The sequence below is a fragment of the Azospirillum sp. NS33 genome (assembly GCF_059703765.1).
Genome location: NZ_BAAKJB010000021.1, coordinates 1 through 15,948 on the forward strand (window position 1 = coordinate 1; position 15,948 = coordinate 15,948).

Genomic DNA, 15,948 nt, shown 5'->3' on the forward strand with positions numbered 1-15,948 from the left:
ATCGACCCCGGCGGTGGCCCAGGAGGCGATGCGGGCCAGCGGCGCGACGCCGCGGCGGGCGGCCTCGGCCGCGGTCATCAGCACCAGGGCGGCGGCGCCGTCGTTGAGGCCCGAGGCGTTGCCGGCGGTCACCGTGCCGTCCTTGGCGAAGGCCGGCCGCAGCCTGGCCAGGGTTTCCACCGTGGTGCCGGGCTTGGGGTACTCGTCGGTGTCGACCACCGTGTCGCCCTTGCGGCCCTTGATGGTGACCGGGACGATCTCGTCGGCGAAGCGGCCCGCCTTCTGCGCCGCCTCGGCCTTCTGCTGGGAGGCCGCGGCGAAGGCGTCCTGCTCGTCGCGGGTCAGGCCCCACCGGCGCGCCACGTTCTCAGCGGTGACGCCCATGTGGTAGCCGTGGAAGGCCTCCCACAGACCGTCCGTGATCATGGTGTCGAGCATCTCCGCGGCGCCCATCTTGACGCCGCCGCGCAGGTGCAGGGCGTGGGGCGAGCGGCTCATGCTCTCCTGGCCGCCGACCACCATCACCGTGGCGTCGCCGGCGGCGATCGCCTGGGCGCCCAGCGCCACGGCGCGCAGGCCCGAGCCGCAGACCTGGTTGATGCCGAAGGCCGTGGCGGTCACCGGCACACCGGCCGCCACCGCCGCCTGGCGGGCCGGGTTCTGGCCCTGGCCGGCGCCCAGCACCTGGCCCAGGATGACCTCGCTCACCTCGGCCGCCTCGGTGGCGGCGCGCTCCAGCGCCGCGCGGATCACCGTGGCGCCGAGCTCGTGGGCCGCCAGCCCCGACAGGCTGCCGTTGAACGCTCCGATCGGCGTGCGGGCCGCCGATGCGATGACGATGTCGGACATGCTCGATCTCCTGTTCAGGCCGCCGTCTCGCGGGCCGGGCCGACGCCCGTCGCCACGGCGGCGACCTCGCCCGGTTCGCGCAGATGGATGCGGTTGACCACGTTGAAGGCGAGGATCTGGTTGCGGCTCACATGCGCGAACTGTTCGGCGGCGTGGGCGGCGATGGCCGAGGCGGTCGCCCCGGCGCGTTCGGCCGCGGCGGCGGACACCGCGACGGTCATCTCGAAGGTGACCGGAACGGTCACCCGGACGAGGGTGGATTCTTCGGGGACGGACATGGCGGATCTCCCGCTGCGGAAGGCGGCCGGGGCACCGGGCCCCGGCCGCGGGGGGGCTTGCTCAAGGCGCGACGGGCATGGCGGGGACGCCGGCGGCGGGGATGATCAGCGCCGCCTCGGTCGCCTGCACCACCTGCTCCACGGTGACGCCGGGCGCCGTCTCCTTCAGCACCAGCCCGGCGGCGGTGGGTTCGATCACCGCCAGCTCGGTCACCACCAGATCGACCCGGCGCACCGAGGTCAGGGGCAGCGAGCACCGCCGGACGATCTTCGGCGCACCCTTGGCGGTGTGGGTCATGGCGACGATCACGCGGCGGGCGCCGGAGACCAGGTCCATGGCACCGCCCATGCCGGGAACCATCTTGCCCGGCACCATCCAGTTGGCGAGCTGCCCGGCCTCGTCGACCTGGAGCCCGCCGAGCACGGTCACGTCGAGGTGGCCGCCGCGGATGAAGCCGAAGGACTGGGCGCTGTCGAACGCCGCCGCCCCGGGGACGGCGCCGATCGGGCTGCCCCCGGCGTCGGTCAGGTCGTGCCAGGCGAAGCCTTCCTCCGGCAGCGCCGACATGCCGATGATGCCGTTCTCCGACTGGAAGAACACGTCGATGCCCGGCGGCAGATGGCGTGCCACCAGCGTCGGCAGGCCGATGCCCAGGTTCGCCAGGTCACCGTCCCTCAGCTCCAGCGCAACGCGCTTGGCGATCAGTGTCTTGTCATCCATGGGAACCATCCTTGCCGACGAGGTGGTCGACCAGCACACCCGGCACGCCGACGGCGTCGGGCGGGATGACGCCGACGGGCACGATGTCCTCGGCCTCGGCGATCACCAGGCCGGCGGCCATGGCCATCAACGGGTTGAAGTTGCGCGATGTCAGCGCGAACTCCAGGTTGCCCCGGTAGTCCGCGCGCTTGGCGTTGATCAGGGCGATGTCGGCCTTGAGCGGCGTCTCCAGAAGGAACGTGCCGCCGTCGACCTCCAAGGTCCGCTTGCCCTCGGCCACCACGGTGCCGACGCCGGTGGGGGTCAGCACCCCGCCCAGGCCGAAACCGGCGGCGCGGATGCGTTCGGCCAGCGTGCCCTGGGGCACCAGCTCGACGTCCAGCGTGCCGGCGATCATCCGGCGCTGGGTCTCCGGGTTCGTGCCGATGTGGCTGGCGACGACCCGGCGCACCAGGCCGGCGTCCACCAGCTTGCCGATGCCGACGCCGGGGCGGGCGGTGTCGTTGGCGATGATGGTGAGGTCGCGCTTGCCCTGGCGGACCAGTTCGTCGATGAGGCGGGGCGGCGTGCCGGCCCCCATGAACCCACCGACCATCAGGACCGCGCCGTCGGGAATCGCCGCGACGGCATCGCTCAGGGTGATGACTTTCTTCATGGTCGATCCTTGCTGCGGGGCGCGGTGCGGGGGCCGGGCGTCGTCACCGCGCCCGGCCCCCGGCGCGCTCAAGCCGCGCGGTCGGGGATGTCGCGATCGGGCATGTCGCGATCGGGCATGTCGAGGTCGAGCAGGGCCGACGCCAGGCTCTTGCCGTGGGCGTCGAGGGCCAGCGACCGGGTGACTCCGCCGCCCAGGGCCTGCTGCATGACGAAGTTGAGGGCACCGAGGCCGGGCAGCGTGTAGCGCACCACCGCGCCGTGGACGATGCCGGCACCGGCGAACAGCGCCTTGACTCGCTCGGCGGTGAGGTGCCGCTCCAGCAGGGGATAGTCGGCCTCGTCGTGGGCGATGACCGAGATGTTGGAGATGTCGCCCTTGTCGCCGGTCCGCGAGTGGGCAATGTCGCGCAGTTTCATGGCTCAGGCCTCCACATAGTCGACGGCCGGCGTCACCTGGGCGCGCGGCAGCAGGGCCGACAGCATGGCCACGATCTCGCGGGCGGACTTGGTGGCGCCGCCGCCGCTGGCCGGGCCGTTGGTGTACAGGGTCTCCACCTCGTTGCCGATGCGCACCGCCTCCGCCAGGGTGTCGGTGCGGCCGGCCACGCGGACGCGGACCTCGTAGGGCTCGTGGCTCCCGGCGGTGCCCAGCCGGTCGCCGTGGAGCGAGTCGACGCCGATGAGGTCGCAGCGCAGCTCGGTGGTGGCGACGCCGGTCGACCGCAGCCGCTCGCGCACGATGTCCAGGGCGAGGCGTCCGCGGGCGACGGCGCCGGGGCCGGCGTAGGAGATCTGGCCCTCGCCGACGTAGCTGTCGATGCAGCCGACCGACACCTTCAAGGTGTCCGGCCGCGCCCGGCCGGTGCCGCCGCTGACCCGCACCCGGTCGGGGCCGATCGCCTCGAAGCGCACCTGGGAGAAGTCGGCGACCACGTCCGGCGTGAAATAGCGGGCGGGATCGTGGATCTCGTACAGCAACTGCTCCTTGCAGGTCGCCGTGGTGACCCGCCCGCCGGACCCCTCGACCTTGGTGATCACGGCGCTGCCGTCCTCCTCGACCTCGGCCAGGGGGAAGCCCAGGCGGGCCAGCCCGGCGACGTCCTTGACGCCGGGATCGGCGAAATAGCCCCCGGTCACCTGGCCCGCGCATTCCAGCAGGTGCCCGACGACCGTCCCCTTGCCGAGCCGGTCCCAGTCGTCCATGGCCCAGCCGAATTCGTGGATCTGGGGCGCCAGGAACAGCGACGGGTCGGCGACGCGGCCGGTGACGACGACATCGGCACCGTCGCGCAACGCCTCGACGATGGGCAGGGCGCCGAGATAGGCGTTGGCCGACACCAGCGTGCCGGCCATGTCGGCCGCCGGCACGCCGGTCTCCTCGATGCGGTGCGGGCCGGCGGTCAGGGTGGCGAGCACATCGTCCCCCGTCACCGCGGCGATCCGCAGCCGTCCCAGCCCGAGGCCGTTGGCCACCTCCTTGATCTTCGCGGCGGCGGCCAGCGGGTTCGCCGCCCCCATGTTGGTGATGATCTTGATGCCCTTGGCCCGGCACACCGGCAGCACGGCCTGCATGCGGGCGACCAGGAGCGGGTCGTAGCCCTGGCTCGGGTCCCTGCGCTTCGCGCCCTGGGCGATCGCGATCGTGCGCTCGGCCAGGCATTCGAAGACGAGGTACTGGATGTTGCCCTTCTCGGCCAGCTCGACCGCCGGCTCGATGCGGTCGCCGGAGTAGCCGGCGCCCGATCCGATGCGAATGGTTTTCATGGTAGTCTCCACGCCATGGGGCGCAACCGCGGTTACAGTGAGAAGACACCGAACACGACGCAGGCGATCGTCATGACGATCGACGTGGCCCACAGGAACAGGAAGGTGAACTTCTGGTGCTCGGCCAGGTCGATGCCGCACAGGCCGACCAGCAGGAAGGTGGCGGGGGTGAGCGGGCTGACCGGGAACCCCGTGGTCATCTGGCCGAGGATGGCGGCCTGGCCCATCTCGATCGGCGCCACGCCCATGGCGTTGCCCGCCTCCGCCAGCACGGGCAGGATGCCGAAGTAGAAGGAGTCCGGGTCGAACAGCATGCTCATGGGCATCGCCAGGACGCCCAGCACCACCGGCATGTGGCCGGCGTACTCGGTCGGCAGATGGGCGGCCACATAGGCGGCCATCTCCGACAGCATCTTGGTCTCCTTCATGACGCCGGTGAACACGCCGGCCGCCAGCAGGATCGACGCCATCATCAACGCCGCCTTGGCATGGGCGTCGATGCGGTCGCGCTGCATCTTCATGTCGGGGTAGTTGATGAGCAGGGCGACGATGGTCCCGATCATGAAGCACAGCACCGGGGCCGCGACCTGGGCGATCATGGCGCCCAGCACCACCAGGACCAGGGCCACGTTGACCAGGAACAGGTGGGGGCGCGCCAGGGCCTGCTCCGCCTCGGTGAGCGCCGGGCGGGTGTACTCCAGCGACGCCGCGCCGCCGGACGCTCCCAGGTCCAGCCGTTTCTCCTCGCGGTGCCCGAGGTACCAGGCGCACGCCAGCACGAAGACGATGCCGACGATCTGCGCCGGCATCACCGGCAGATAGAGATCGCCGATCGGCACCTGCAGGGCGGTGGCGGCGCGCAAGGTCGGCCCGCCCCACGGCAGCATGTTCGCCGTGCCCGCCGCCATCGCCACCACGCAGGCGAGGATGCGCTTGTCCATCTTCAGCCGCTCGAACAGCGGCAGCATCGCCGGCACGGTCACCAGGAAGGTCACCGCCCCCGACCCGTCGAGATGGACGATCGCCGCCAGCACGGCGGCGCCGAGCGCGATGCGGGACGGCCGGACGCCCACCACCTTGAGGATGCCGTTGATGATCGGGTCCAGCGTGCCGGCGTCCTTGACGATGCCGAAGAACAGGATCGCGAAGACGAACATGCCGACGACCGGCGCGATCGCCTTGACGCCGTTCACCGCGAACTTCCCGGTGTCGGCGACGGGGAAGCCGGCGAGCAGCGCGGCGACCAGGGGAACGAGAATCAGCGCCGCCATCGGCGACAGCTTCTTGCTGAGAATGCCCGCCAGGACGACGACGATCGTCAGCAGGCCGAACAACGCAATCATTGGCGCCTCCAAGCTTCTTTCTTTCGGCCGGTGGCCGTCCAGCGCCCAGCGCGACCGGCCCGCAGCCGTCACTTGCGGCGGCACCGACACGCGCGGCGATGGACGGAAGCCTCGGACGGACGCCCGCCGGCCCAAGGGCGCTACGGAATGGCGGATGCACGGAGCATTCGTACGCCGTTCTGTTTGGCCCTTTCCTATTGACATAGTGCTTCCGAGCGCCGAAATAACGGAAATGAATTTATCTGATCACTGCAATCAGGTTCCGTTATGATTCAGGAGCTGCGGCATGCCCGCGCGTTCCTCGCGGTGGCCCGCACCGGGAACTTCACCCGGGCGGCCGGCGATTTGAACATTTCTCAGCCGGCCCTCACCGTTCAGATCCGGCAACTTGAAGAGATGTTTGGTGTCCGGTTGTTCGATCGCAACAAACGCCAGGTGAGTCTGACCAGCGCCGGCCACGATGTGTTTCCAAACCTGCAGCGAATTGTCGAGGAATTCGATTCCGTTGTCGCCTCCGTCAACGAAATCACCAGTTTGAAACGAGGCAGCGTGAGGGTCGCGGCCTTGCCGTCGGTGGCCGCCAACCTGCTGCCCCGCGCCATCCAGAGTTTCGCGCGCCAGCATCCCGGCATCGTCGTCACCGTGTCCGATGTGGTTGCCGAGACGATCGAGGATCTCGTCAAATCGGGTATCGTCGATTTCGGCATCGGCCCGCGACTGAGGATGGACAAAGACATACAGACGTCGGATTTCATCCGCGACTCGATGCATGTCTTCTTTCCGATCCATCACCCGCTGAAGAACACGGCGACGACGACGCTGGCCGACATCGTCCGTTATCCGCTGATCCTGACGGCGCGGAACAGCAGCGTCCGAACTCTGGTGGAGCGGGCCCTGGAGCGCGAAGGACTCGCGATCAACCTCGCCTGTGAAGCCAACTACATGTCGACGGCCATGGGCATGGTGCGGGCGGGTGTCGGCCTGTCGATCTTGCCGGAATCCGCCATCGACGCCGCGGCTTCGGGAGGGATTGCTCACAGGGTGATCAAAACCGCAGGGCTGACCCGGAAAATCCATGTCATGCAGAAGACCGGCCGGTCGCTGTCTCCCGCAGCCGCGGTTTTTCTTGACCTTCTCCAAAGCACCGCGCGACGGACCGCGGCCGCCGGCGACGCGCTCGACGGGGACTCAGCCGTCGAGGGGAGCGCCGGAGCGGCGCGATAGCACCGCGAGCCCGGCGCCGGCCGCGCCGCTGCCCGCCCCTGCTGCGTCGGTTCGCCGCAGCGCCGTCACCCCCGGCTCCCCAGCCCGAGCAGCATGCCGACCAGGCCGGCGTCGCTGATGGCCATCGCCGCCTGGCCGGGTGTCATCCACTGGCGTTGCCGCTGCGCCCGCTCGGGCCAGTCGTCGGCCTCCTCGGTCACCAGCAACAGGAAGACGGTCACCGCGCAGGGCACCGCCTTGCGTGGCGACAGGCGTTTTTCGTAGTGGTAGGTGCCGAGCGGGCGTTTCTTCACCTTGCCCCGCACGCCGGCCTCCTCGAAGGCCTCCTGGCCCGCCAGGTCGCGGGGCGGCACGCCCTTCTCGGCCCAGCCCTTGGGCACGATCCAGCGCCGGGTCTCGCGGGAGGTCACCAGCAGAACCTCCGGCCGTCCCGCCATGAAGCGGACCGGAATGGCGGCGTATTGGGTGCGGGGCGCGCGCTTGGTCATGCCCCCCCTAAACCGCCGGCGGAAGGGCGGCCACGGCGCGCCTGTACGGCGCGAGGAGCGGAACCGGACGCAACTTGGTGACTCTCCGGACAATCGATCGTTGCTGTCGGGATATCATAAAACCGTAACATTGTCTTCCGGCAATTGCCGCCCACCTCTGCGGCACGTCCGTCCGCATGCCCTAGGCCCGCAACGCCGCCGGCCAGGAGGCCGCGGTGCCGCGCTGACCGCACCGCGTCACAGGCGGCCGATGAAGGTTTCGACCCGGGCCAGCTCGCGGCCGGCGCGGACCACCAGGTCCTCCACCCCGTCGAGGCGGTTGTCGATCACCGCCATCTCGATGGCGTCGCCCACCGCCGCCAGGTCGCGCGCGCCGACCGTGCGCGAGGACCCTGCCAGCTTGTGCGCGGCCTGGCGCACCTCGTCCCAGACGCGGCCCTCCATCGCCGTCAGCAACCGCTCCTGGGTGGCCTTGTTGGAGGACAGGAACTCCCGCAGCAGCTCGCGGACGAAGTGGGTGTCGTTGTCGAACAGGCTGGCCAGCGCCTGGGGGTCGAGCGGCTCCTCCGCCGCGGCGCCCGCGCCGACCGGGGTGGCGCCCTCGGCGACGGCCCGGACCGCGGCGCGGCCGGCCTGCTCGGCGCCGGCCGGATGGGGCAGGAAGCGCTCGAGGATGCGCCGGAGGTGGCCGATCTCGACCGGCTTGGACACGCTGTCGTCCATGCCCGCGGCCAGGCATTTCTGCGCCTCGCCCTCCATGGCGTTGGCGGTGATGGCGACGATGGGCAGGCGGCGGCCCGTCCCGTCCTCGGCCTCGCGGATCGCCCGGGTCAGCTCGAACCCGTCCAGTTCCGGCATCTGGCAGTCGGTCAGCAGCAGCGCGTAGCGGCCGCTGCGCCAGCGCTCCAGCGCCTCGCGCCCGTCGCCGGCCAGCTCCGCGGCGTAGCCGAGCAGCGCCAGCTGGCGCTGGATCACCTGCCGGTTGGTCGGGTGGTCCTCGGCGACCAGGACCAGCCGGCCGGCGGCCAGCGCCGCCGCCACCGTCGGCGCCCGGCCGGGAACCGCCGCGGTGCCCGCCGCCGCGTCATCCTCGGGATCCCCGGCGCGCCGGCCCGCGGCGACCAGGACGCCGCGCACGAGATGGCCGCGGCGCACCGGCCGCGGCACCAGCGCCGGGCCGCCGGGCACCCCGGTGCGCACCTGCCGGGTCAGCTCGACCCAGCCACCCACCGCCAGCGCCGGGTCGCCGTGCAGCGACGCCGGCACCGATTCCTCGGCGATCACCGCCACGTCGACCGGGCCGTCCCGCAACGCCGCGCGCGCCGCCGCCGCGTCCGCCGCCTCCCGCACCGACGCCCCTTCGGCCGCGAGGTAGCGGGCGAGGTAGCGGCGCTCGTCCCCCTCGCCGTCCACCAGCAGCAGGGAGAGGCCGGCCAGCGGCGGCGGCGGCGCCTCGCCCTCGGGCGGCGCCACCTCGGCGGTGAAGGTGAACCAGAAGGTCGCGCCCTTGCCGGGCTCGCTCTCGACGCCGATCTCGCCGCCCATCAGTTCGGCGATGCGGCGGCAGATGGACAGGCCCAGCCCGGTGCCGCCGAAGCGCCGGGTGGTCGACGCCTCGGCCTGGGTGAAGGGGCGGAACAGGCGGGCCTGGACGTCGCGGGCGATGCCGATGCCGGTGTCGATCACCGTGATGCCCACGGTGGCCTGGCCATCGCGCAGGGCGATCAGCTCGGCGCGCAGCTTGACCGACCCGGTGTCGGTGAACTTCACGGCGTTGCCGGCGATGTTGAACAGCACCTGGCGCAGGCGCACCGGGTCGCCCAGCACCGCGTCGGGCAGTTCGGGGTCGACGTAGGCGATGACCGCCAGGTCCTTCTTGCGCGCCCCCGGGGCCAGGGTGTCCGCCACCCCCTCGACCACCGCCGACAGCGAGACCGGCACCCGTTCCAGGTCCAGACGCCCGGCCTCGATCTTGGAGAAGTCGAGGATGTCGTTGATGATGGTCAGCAGCGACCCCGCGCTGTCGCGCACCACCGCCACCAGCTCGTGCTGCTCGGGCGTGAGCGGGGTGTACTCCAGCAGCTCCAGCATGCCCTGCACGCCGTTCATGGGCGTCCGGATCTCGTGGCTCATGGTGGCGAGGAACAGCGACTTGGCCTGGTTGGCCGCCTCCGCCTCGGCGCGCGCCGCCTCGGCCGCCTCGGTGGCGGCGACCAGGGCGCGGGTGCGTTCCTGCACCTGGCTCTCCAGGCTGCGGTTGAACTCGCTCAACTCCTCGTAGAGGTGGACGTTGTCGAGCCCGACCGCGACCTTCGAGCCGAACACCTCCAGAAGGCGGCGCTCGTCCTCGGTCAGGGGCCGGGGGTGGCGCAGGTACAAGGCGGTGCCGAGGTGGCGCGCGGTGGAGCGGAAGACCAGCACGGAGCGGTCGCGCTCGTAGTGGTGGCGCGCCGCATCGAGGGCCGCGGCGATCGCCCCGGCCGCGCCCTCGCCCAGCGCCGCGGCGGGCCGGCCGGCCAGGGCCGCCAGGGGGCCGTGCCCGCCCAGCAGCACGGCGTCGCCACCGCCGGCGGCGCGGCTGGCCAGGGCGGCGCCGGTGCAGCCCGGCACCACCTCGTCGATCCGCCGCATGGCGCCGTCGACGAAGTCGGCGACCGTGCGCTTGTCCTGGAGCGCCGAGGACGCGTTGAGGATGCGCTCCAGCCCCAGCCGGTGCTGCTCGATGGCGGAGATGTCCTGGTAGCCGCGCAACGCCGCGACCACCGAGGTGAACAGCTTCTGCGCCGTCAGTTCGGTCTTCGACTTGTAGTCGTTGATGTCGTAGTTGAGGATGACGTCGCGTTCCGGCGCCTGGCCGGGCTGGCCGGTGCGCAGGATGATGCGGACCCGGCGGTTGTTCATGCCGTTGCGGATGTGGCGCACCAGCCGCAGCCCGGCGTCGTCGGACTCCATCACCACGTCGAGCAGAACGACGGCGATGCCCGGCGTCGCGTCGAGTATGGCGCACGCCTCGCCCGCGGTGGCGGCGGACAGGAACTGGGCGGGACGGCCTTCGAAGGTGAAGCCGCGCAGCACCATCTTGGTGGTGGCGTGGATGGCCGGGTCGTCGTCGACGATGAGGATCAGCCACGGCTCCGCCGGCTCCACCGGCACGCCCGCCGCCGCCGGATCGCTCTCCGTGCCCGGCTCCTCGTCGGCGAACAGAAACTCGTCGCTCATCCGGTCCTCCGCCGGCGGTCCGGCCTCGCCACGGCCAGTGTCGCCGTCGCTTGCGATCCGGGCTGCGGCCGTCAGCCCGACCGCCGGACGATAACATAAGTTCACCGCCTGAACAGCACCGCGCCATCCGCCGGCGGGGCCGCCCGCCGCCCCGCGGGGCGCGGAAGGCTGGGCAAGACCGGCATCGGTGTGGCGCCGCGGGATGTGGTGGAGGTACTCACCTTCCCCGCCTACCGGGGGCCGCGACCCGCGGCTATCTGTCCGACGGCCGGCCCGCGACGGGCGGCGCACAGCCTGGGACGAAGCGCATGAACATCGCCATCGTGTCCGACTACGGCGACGTGGACGGGGCGTCGACGAAGATCGCCATTCTCAGCGCCCGGGCGCTGGCCGACCGCGGACACGATGTCGCCTACATCCACGCGGTCGGCGTCACCAGCCCGCTGCTCGACCACCCGCGCATCCGCGTCCACGCCATGGGCCTGCGCGACGTGTGGAGCGACCGCAACCCGCTGCGCGCGGCGGCGAGCGGGGTGTGGAACGCCGGCGCGGCCGGGCGCCTGGCGGCGCTGCTGGCGACGCTGCCGCCGCGCACGGTGGTGCACCTGCACCATTACACCCGCTGCCTCAGCCCGGCGGTGCTGAAGGTGGCCGGGCGCAGCGGCCTGCCCTGGGCGTTCACCCTGCACGACTACTTCATCGCCTGCCCCAACGGGCTCTACTACGACCATGGCACCGCCACCGCCTGCACCCGCACGCCGCTGTCCCTGGCCTGCGCCACCGCCGTGTGCGACCACCAGGGGACGGCCCGCAAGCTGGTCCGCGTCGCCCGCCAGGCCGCCACCCGCCACGCCCTCGCCGCCCGCCTCCGGCCGATGACCCTGATCTGCCCGTCGGCGTTCTCCCGCGACGCCGTGCGGCCCATGCTGCCGGCCGACACCCGCACCGCCGTGGTGCCCAACCCCGTCGACATCGAGCGCGCCGCGCCGGCGCCGGTCGCCTCCAACCGGCGGTTCCTGTTCATGGGGCTGCTGGCGCGCGAGAAGGGCGTCGGCGTGCTGGCCGCGGCGGCCCGCGAGGCCGGCGTCGAGCTGGCCTTCGTCGGCGCCGGCCCGTACGCGTCGGAGCTGCGCCGCATCAACCCGGACGCCGCCTTCCTGCCCTGGCCGAAGACCCGGGCCGAGGTGCTGGCGCACATGGACCGTGCCCGCGCCATCGCCTTCCCCTCCCTGTGGTACGAGCCGTTCGGGCTGTCGGCGATGGAGGCGCTGGCCCGCGGCATCCCGCTGGTGACGACGCGGACCACGGCGCTGGCCGACGTCATCGACGACGGCGTCGACGGCTTCCTGACCCGGGCCGGCGACGCCGGTTCGCTGGCGGCGGCGCTGGCCGCGCTGCGCGACGACGCGGTGGCGGAGCGGGTCGGCGCGGCCGCCTGGCAGCGATACTGGCGCGACCCCTCGACCCCGGCGCGCCACGCCGACCGCCTGCTGGGCGTCTACCGGACCATGCTGGCCGCCCCCGAACCCGGGATGGAAACCGCCCCCGCCTTCGACGACGACACCGAAGCCGACACCGCAGCGATCTGACGGGCGGCCCGCCGACGGGCGGCCCACCAACGGACGGCCCACCAACGGACGGCCCACCAACAGACGGCCCACCAACAGACGGCCCACCAACAGACGGCCAGCGGCGAGAGGCCCCGAGTCAGGCGCCCGCCTCGCCCTCCTCGTCGGCGTGGCAGAAGCGGCGCAGGGCGTCCAGATCGTCCACCGACACGGTGGCGCCATGGGTCTCGACGCCGATCGCCCGCAGCTTGGCCAGCGCCCGCGAGAAGGTTTCCGGCTGCATGCCCAGGCGGCGGGCGATCAGCGCCTTGTCGAAGGGCAGCGGAAACACCGCCGATCCCGACCCGTCCGGGCAGAAGCGCAGCAGGAAGCCGCCGACCCGCTGCGGCGTCGGCTGCACCTGGAGCTGCTCGATCTGCGTCACCAGGTGGCGCAGGCGCAGGGAGAGCGAACCCAGCATGGCGAAGGCAATCTGGTCGTCCTCGCGCAGGCAGCGGGCGAACGCCTCCGCCGTCAGGGTCATCACCCGGGACTCGGCCACCGCCTCGGCGCACACGGGGAAGCGGCCGCTGGCGAACATGGCGGCTTCGGCGAAGGTTTCCCCCGCCGCCACCACGTTGACCACCGCCTCCGCCCCGTCGCGGGTCAGCCGGTAGAGCTTCACCCAGCCCTGCAGCAGCACATAGAAGCGGTCGGCCGGCTCGTCCTGGACGAACAGCGTGGTGCCGCGCGCCACCGCCCGCACCTGGGCCGAGCCCACCAGCAAGGCCAGGGCGCGGTCGGGCAGGCGCTGGAACAGCGGGCTGGTGCGTACGGTCTCGGCGTCCTGCGGCCGCAGGCCGGGTATCTCGGCTGCCATGTCCCCTCCCCCGATGCGGGCCTGTCCGCCGGTCTGGCCGCCGATCCAACACCGGCCGGGCGCGAGGGGTCAAGCGCGGCGGATCACGCGCCGGCGGGCAGGGCCGCGGGCTTGCGCACCAGGCGGGCGAGCATGACGGCGTTGAGCGCCATGCCGACCACGTCGGAGATCATGCCGGGGAGGGACCCGACCAGAAGGTTGTGGCCGAACCAGCAGGGCAGCGCCACCACCATGATGATCCGGAAGCGGAAGACGTCGGTCTGGTACCGGCTGAGCGACACCAGGGCGAGGCCGACCGCGGCGAAGGCCGAGGGAAGCCCCTGCCAGGTCGCCGCCAGCCCGCCGGCGATCACCGGCAACACCGCCAGGTAGACCACCCGGAACCCGGGCCGGGTGCCCAGAGGAATCGCCGCCCCGACCTGGGCCGCCGACAGGCCGTTCATCAGGGCCCCGGTGGCGGCGCCGAGCAGGGCCAGGTGGACCATGAAGAACAGGTTGGTGGCGAGCTGCGCCAGCAGCATGCCGGTGCGCGTGCGGAACGCCGGCCAGGCCATTCCGAAGAGGGTGCCGAGCAGCCCGATGCCCTGGGCCAGTGGTGCGGCGAGAAGAGCGTCGATCATGGCTCATCGGATGGGAGGCGGGCGACGCGCCACCATAGCCGGCCCCGCGCCACCGGCAAGGGCGTTTTCGCGCCGCCGCATCGCTCCCCCCTCATCCTCCTCACGCGGTCGTCACCCCCTTCAGGCGGTGGTCGAGCACCCCGATCACCCCGTCGGCCACCGTCAGGTGCGGCATGTGACCGCCGCCCGGCAGCAGTTCCAGGGTCGCATGGGGCCACAGCCCGTGCAGCCGCCGCGCCGCCGCCGCCGGCACCAGGGGGTTGTCCGTCCCGTGGACCAGCACCGCCGGCACCGCCATGGCGTCGATCCAGCCGCGCAGGTCGGCCTGAAACAGGGTCGCCGCCTGGGCCGCGGCGACCTCCGGACGCATCGCGGCAAGGCTGGCCGCCACCTCGCCGACGGCCGGGCTGTCGGCCGGCTCCCCCACCACCAGCACCGCGTACTCGCGGATCCAGCGGGCGAAGTTGACGGACATCAGGCCGAGCGCGCTGCGCACCGCCATCGGGTCGATGCCCGAGCGGTTGGCACGGCGGCGCACCAGGCAGGCGCCGGCGGACAGCAGCACCAGCCGCTCGAACCGCTCCGGCGCCTTCAGCGCGGCCAGCATCCCGGCCATCGCGCCGAGGTCGTGGCCGACATACACGCACCGCTCCACCCCCGCGGCGTCGAGCACGGCCAGCAGGTCGTCGGCGAATCCGTCGGGCGTGGCGTAGCGCACCGGGTCGTACCCGGCACCCGCCGCGGCGCCGGCGCCGGCCATGTCGAAGGCCAGCGTGCGGAAGCGCCGGTCGGCCCAGGTGCGCACCCGGCGCCACACCCGCTGGTCACTGCCGAAGCCATGGCCGAACACCAGCACCGGCCCCGTGTGCCCGCCGGGCGTCACCCCGTGGCGGTGCAGCACGGCGCGCCGCCGGGCCTCCTCCGCATCGTCTCCGGCTCCACCCATGCCCCTCGCTCCCCTTCGTCACGGCCTCGCCCTGCGGCAGGCCGATTGAAAAGGAGCAACATCACGCCTCGCCCGCCGTTCCTGTGGTGCGCGGGATAGGGGCAAGGGATTCCGGACAGCCGCGGACCGCTAGCCCGGTACGGCCGGATTACCGTGCACGCGAAGGATTTGTGACGGCCCTACCCGTACGCGCGCGCTGCCGGTCAGCCCGCACCCGGCAGCGTGGCGACCTTGGCCGCCATGATGAAGTCGTTCTCGTGCAGGCCGCCGATCTTGTGCGTCCAGAACTTGACCGTGCAGTAGCCCCATCCGTGCACGATCTCGGCGTGGTGCCCCTCCGCCTCGCACAGGTCGCCGACCCGCACGGCAAAGGCCTGGGCGGCCCGGAAGTCACCGAACCTGAACGTGCGCACGACATGGTCGGGTCCGTCGCCGATGCTCCAGCCCGGCACCCGCGTCAGGTAGCGTTCGGCGGCGGCGCGCTCCATCGGCGGTATGCCGCCGCGGCAGGGCTCGCAGGTGCCCGCCGCCAGATCGTCCATCGCGCCCGCCCCATCCTGATCACCGCCCATGCCCCCGTCCCTCCCCGCAATCGTTGGCTTGGCAGAAAGCCTAGGCCCCCCGCCCCGTCCGGCAAGCCCCGCCGCGCCCGCCACCCCCGTTTGCCACCCCTCCCTTTGCGCCCCGTCCTTTGCGCCGCCCCGGGGCGGCGGCCCGGGGCGGCGGCCCCGGGTGCGGCTGTTGAGTGCCGTCGCCACCTTGGCTATACCGGCGGTCGCCCCTGCCACCAGCGGACACCCGCGACATGATCGACTGGCCCATCGTCGAATACCAGCACCCGGCCGCGCCGCCCGCCGGCCGCCGCCTCGCCATCGTCGGCGAGGCGCCGGGCAACGAGGAGGTGCGCCAGGGCATGCCCTTCGCCGGGCGCAGCGGCACGCTGCTCAACCAGGCCCTGCTGGCCGCCGGGATCTCCCGCGACCGCTGCCTGGTCGCCAACGTCTTCCGCCACCAGCCGCCCGGCAACAAGGTCGGCCATTTCTTCGCCTCGCGCGGGCGGGCGCGCCGGGAGGGGTTCGGGATCGACGAGCGCTGGGGGCCGTTCGGCGCCTCGGACTGGGTGATCGACCGCTTCGTCCCCGACCTCGAGATCCTCCGCCGCACGCTCCAGGCGTACGCCCCGTCCGTGCTGGTGGCGCTGGGGCGCACGCCGCTGTGGGCGCTGACCGGCGAGAACGGCATCACCCGGCTGCGCGGCCAGGTGCTGCCCTGCCGGCTGGTGCCGGGCGCCGAGGTGGTGGCGACCTACCATCCCAGCTTCATCCTGCGCGGTCAGGCGCGGGAGCTGCCGACGGTGATCGCCGACCTCACGGCCGCGGCGGCCCGGCTCGACCGCTAGGGCGGCGGGCCGG

16 protein-coding genes are annotated in these 15,948 nt (G+C 72.4%); 3 read left to right on the forward strand and 13 right to left on the reverse strand.

Annotation, left to right across the window (positions count from 1 at the left end; all coding sequences use genetic code 11):
* From AC6H2I_RS18485 to AC6H2I_RS18515, 7 genes are all read right to left on the reverse strand, one after another.
* Positions 1-849 (reverse strand): acetyl-CoA C-acyltransferase (locus AC6H2I_RS18485; protein WP_497502159.1); only part of this gene is annotated, 849 nt, incomplete at its 3' end.
* Between the two features lie 14 nt (positions 850-863).
* Positions 864-1,127, reverse strand: coding sequence for a hypothetical protein (locus tag AC6H2I_RS18490; protein WP_497502160.1), 264 nt, complete (start codon positions 1,125-1,127; stop codon positions 864-866).
* Between the two features lie 61 nt (positions 1,128-1,188).
* Positions 1,189-1,848 (reverse strand): 3-oxoacid CoA-transferase subunit B, encoded by a 660-nt coding sequence (locus AC6H2I_RS18495; RefSeq protein ID WP_497502161.1) that lies wholly within the window; start codon positions 1,846-1,848, stop codon positions 1,189-1,191.
* Positions 1,841-2,503, reverse strand: a complete 663-nt coding sequence (locus AC6H2I_RS18500; protein ID WP_497502162.1) for a CoA transferase subunit A — start codon at positions 2,501-2,503, stop codon at positions 1,841-1,843. The genes AC6H2I_RS18495 and AC6H2I_RS18500 overlap by 8 nt, the downstream gene beginning before the upstream one ends.
* Positions 2,504-2,571: 68 nt before the next feature.
* Positions 2,572-2,922 carry an AtuA-related protein gene (locus AC6H2I_RS18505; protein WP_497502163.1) on the reverse strand — a complete coding sequence of 117 codons (351 nt, stop codon included), beginning with the start codon at positions 2,920-2,922 and terminating at the stop codon, positions 2,572-2,574.
* A 3-nt stretch (positions 2,923-2,925) separates the two neighbouring features.
* Positions 2,926-4,269, reverse strand: a complete 1,344-nt coding sequence (locus AC6H2I_RS18510; protein WP_497502164.1) for an acyclic terpene utilization AtuA family protein — start codon at positions 4,267-4,269, stop codon at positions 2,926-2,928.
* A gap of 32 nt (positions 4,270-4,301) precedes the next feature.
* Positions 4,302-5,612, reverse strand: a complete 1,311-nt coding sequence (locus AC6H2I_RS18515; RefSeq protein WP_497502165.1) for a CitMHS family transporter — start codon at positions 5,610-5,612, stop codon at positions 4,302-4,304.
* A 267-nt stretch (positions 5,613-5,879) separates the two neighbouring features.
* Here AC6H2I_RS18515 and AC6H2I_RS18520 point away from each other — a divergent pair, with 267 nt between their 5' ends.
* Positions 5,880-6,836: a LysR family transcriptional regulator gene (locus AC6H2I_RS18520; protein ID WP_497502166.1), complete on the forward strand. Its 957-nt coding sequence runs from the start codon at positions 5,880-5,882 to the stop codon at positions 6,834-6,836.
* Between the two features lie 65 nt (positions 6,837-6,901).
* On the opposite strand, the gene AC6H2I_RS18525 is transcribed toward AC6H2I_RS18520, so the two are convergent.
* Together AC6H2I_RS18525 and AC6H2I_RS18530 are read right to left on the reverse strand one after the other, a co-directional pair.
* Entirely contained in the window at positions 6,902-7,324 is a 423-nt protein-coding gene (locus AC6H2I_RS18525) for an NUDIX hydrolase (RefSeq protein ID WP_497502167.1), read from the reverse strand.
* A gap of 237 nt (positions 7,325-7,561) precedes the next feature.
* Positions 7,562-10,543 carry a response regulator gene (locus AC6H2I_RS18530; RefSeq protein WP_497502168.1) on the reverse strand — a complete coding sequence of 994 codons (2,982 nt, stop codon included), beginning with the start codon at positions 10,541-10,543 and terminating at the stop codon, positions 7,562-7,564.
* 308 nt (positions 10,544-10,851) lie between these two features.
* On the opposite strand from AC6H2I_RS18530, the gene AC6H2I_RS18535 reads away from it, so the two are divergent.
* Positions 10,852-12,132 carry a glycosyltransferase gene (locus AC6H2I_RS18535; RefSeq protein WP_497502169.1) on the forward strand — a complete coding sequence of 427 codons (1,281 nt, stop codon included), beginning with the start codon at positions 10,852-10,854 and terminating at the stop codon, positions 12,130-12,132.
* Positions 12,133-12,250: 118 nt separating this feature from the next.
* On the opposite strand, the gene AC6H2I_RS18540 is transcribed toward AC6H2I_RS18535, so the two are convergent.
* From AC6H2I_RS18540 to AC6H2I_RS18555, 4 genes are all read right to left on the reverse strand, one after another.
* The gene (locus AC6H2I_RS18540; protein ID WP_497502170.1) at positions 12,251-12,970 is read right to left on the reverse strand and encodes a Crp/Fnr family transcriptional regulator; all 720 of its coding nucleotides are present in this window, start codon (positions 12,968-12,970) and stop codon (positions 12,251-12,253) included.
* Between the two features lie 83 nt (positions 12,971-13,053).
* On the reverse strand, positions 13,054-13,590 hold the full coding sequence (locus AC6H2I_RS18545) for a YgjV family protein (RefSeq protein WP_497502171.1): 537 nt from the start codon (positions 13,588-13,590) through the stop codon (positions 13,054-13,056).
* A gap of 100 nt (positions 13,591-13,690) precedes the next feature.
* Positions 13,691-14,536 carry an alpha/beta fold hydrolase gene (locus AC6H2I_RS18550; protein ID WP_497502172.1) on the reverse strand — a complete coding sequence of 282 codons (846 nt, stop codon included), beginning with the start codon at positions 14,534-14,536 and terminating at the stop codon, positions 13,691-13,693.
* Between the two features lie 203 nt (positions 14,537-14,739).
* Positions 14,740-15,108, reverse strand: a complete 369-nt coding sequence (locus AC6H2I_RS18555; RefSeq protein ID WP_497502173.1) for a 4a-hydroxytetrahydrobiopterin dehydratase — start codon at positions 15,106-15,108, stop codon at positions 14,740-14,742.
* Between the two features lie 233 nt (positions 15,109-15,341).
* On the opposite strand from AC6H2I_RS18555, the gene AC6H2I_RS18560 reads away from it, so the two are divergent.
* Positions 15,342-15,935 carry a uracil-DNA glycosylase gene (locus AC6H2I_RS18560; protein ID WP_497502174.1) on the forward strand — a complete coding sequence of 198 codons (594 nt, stop codon included), beginning with the start codon at positions 15,342-15,344 and terminating at the stop codon, positions 15,933-15,935.
* The last annotated feature ends 13 nt before the right edge of the window (positions 15,936-15,948 follow it).

Coding starts and splice junctions, on each gene's coding strand:
- AC6H2I_RS18535 (WP_497502169.1), top strand. CDS start 10,852: ATGAACATCGCCATCGTGTCCGACTACGGCGACGTGGACGGGGCGTCG.
- AC6H2I_RS18530 (WP_497502168.1), bottom strand. CDS start 10,543: ATGAGCGACGAGTTTCTGTTCGCCGACGAGGAGCCGGGCACGGAGAGC.
- AC6H2I_RS18560 (WP_497502174.1), top strand. CDS start 15,342: ATGATCGACTGGCCCATCGTCGAATACCAGCACCCGGCCGCGCCGCCC.
- AC6H2I_RS18500 (WP_497502162.1), bottom strand. CDS start 2,503: ATGAAGAAAGTCATCACCCTGAGCGATGCCGTCGCGGCGATTCCCGAC.
- AC6H2I_RS18490 (WP_497502160.1), bottom strand. CDS start 1,127: ATGTCCGTCCCCGAAGAATCCACCCTCGTCCGGGTGACCGTTCCGGTC.
- AC6H2I_RS18555 (WP_497502173.1), bottom strand. CDS start 15,108: ATGGGCGGTGATCAGGATGGGGCGGGCGCGATGGACGATCTGGCGGCG.
- AC6H2I_RS18545 (WP_497502171.1), bottom strand. CDS start 13,590: ATGATCGACGCTCTTCTCGCCGCACCACTGGCCCAGGGCATCGGGCTG.
- AC6H2I_RS18515 (WP_497502165.1), bottom strand. CDS start 5,612: ATGATTGCGTTGTTCGGCCTGCTGACGATCGTCGTCGTCCTGGCGGGC.
- AC6H2I_RS18550 (WP_497502172.1), bottom strand. CDS start 14,536: ATGGGTGGAGCCGGAGACGATGCGGAGGAGGCCCGGCGGCGCGCCGTG.
- AC6H2I_RS18505 (WP_497502163.1), bottom strand. CDS start 2,922: ATGAAACTGCGCGACATTGCCCACTCGCGGACCGGCGACAAGGGCGAC.
- AC6H2I_RS18540 (WP_497502170.1), bottom strand. CDS start 12,970: ATGGCAGCCGAGATACCCGGCCTGCGGCCGCAGGACGCCGAGACCGTA.
- AC6H2I_RS18525 (WP_497502167.1), bottom strand. CDS start 7,324: ATGACCAAGCGCGCGCCCCGCACCCAATACGCCGCCATTCCGGTCCGC.
- AC6H2I_RS18495 (WP_497502161.1), bottom strand. CDS start 1,848: ATGGATGACAAGACACTGATCGCCAAGCGCGTTGCGCTGGAGCTGAGG.
- AC6H2I_RS18510 (WP_497502164.1), bottom strand. CDS start 4,269: ATGAAAACCATTCGCATCGGATCGGGCGCCGGCTACTCCGGCGACCGC.
- AC6H2I_RS18520 (WP_497502166.1), top strand. CDS start 5,880: ATGATTCAGGAGCTGCGGCATGCCCGCGCGTTCCTCGCGGTGGCCCGC.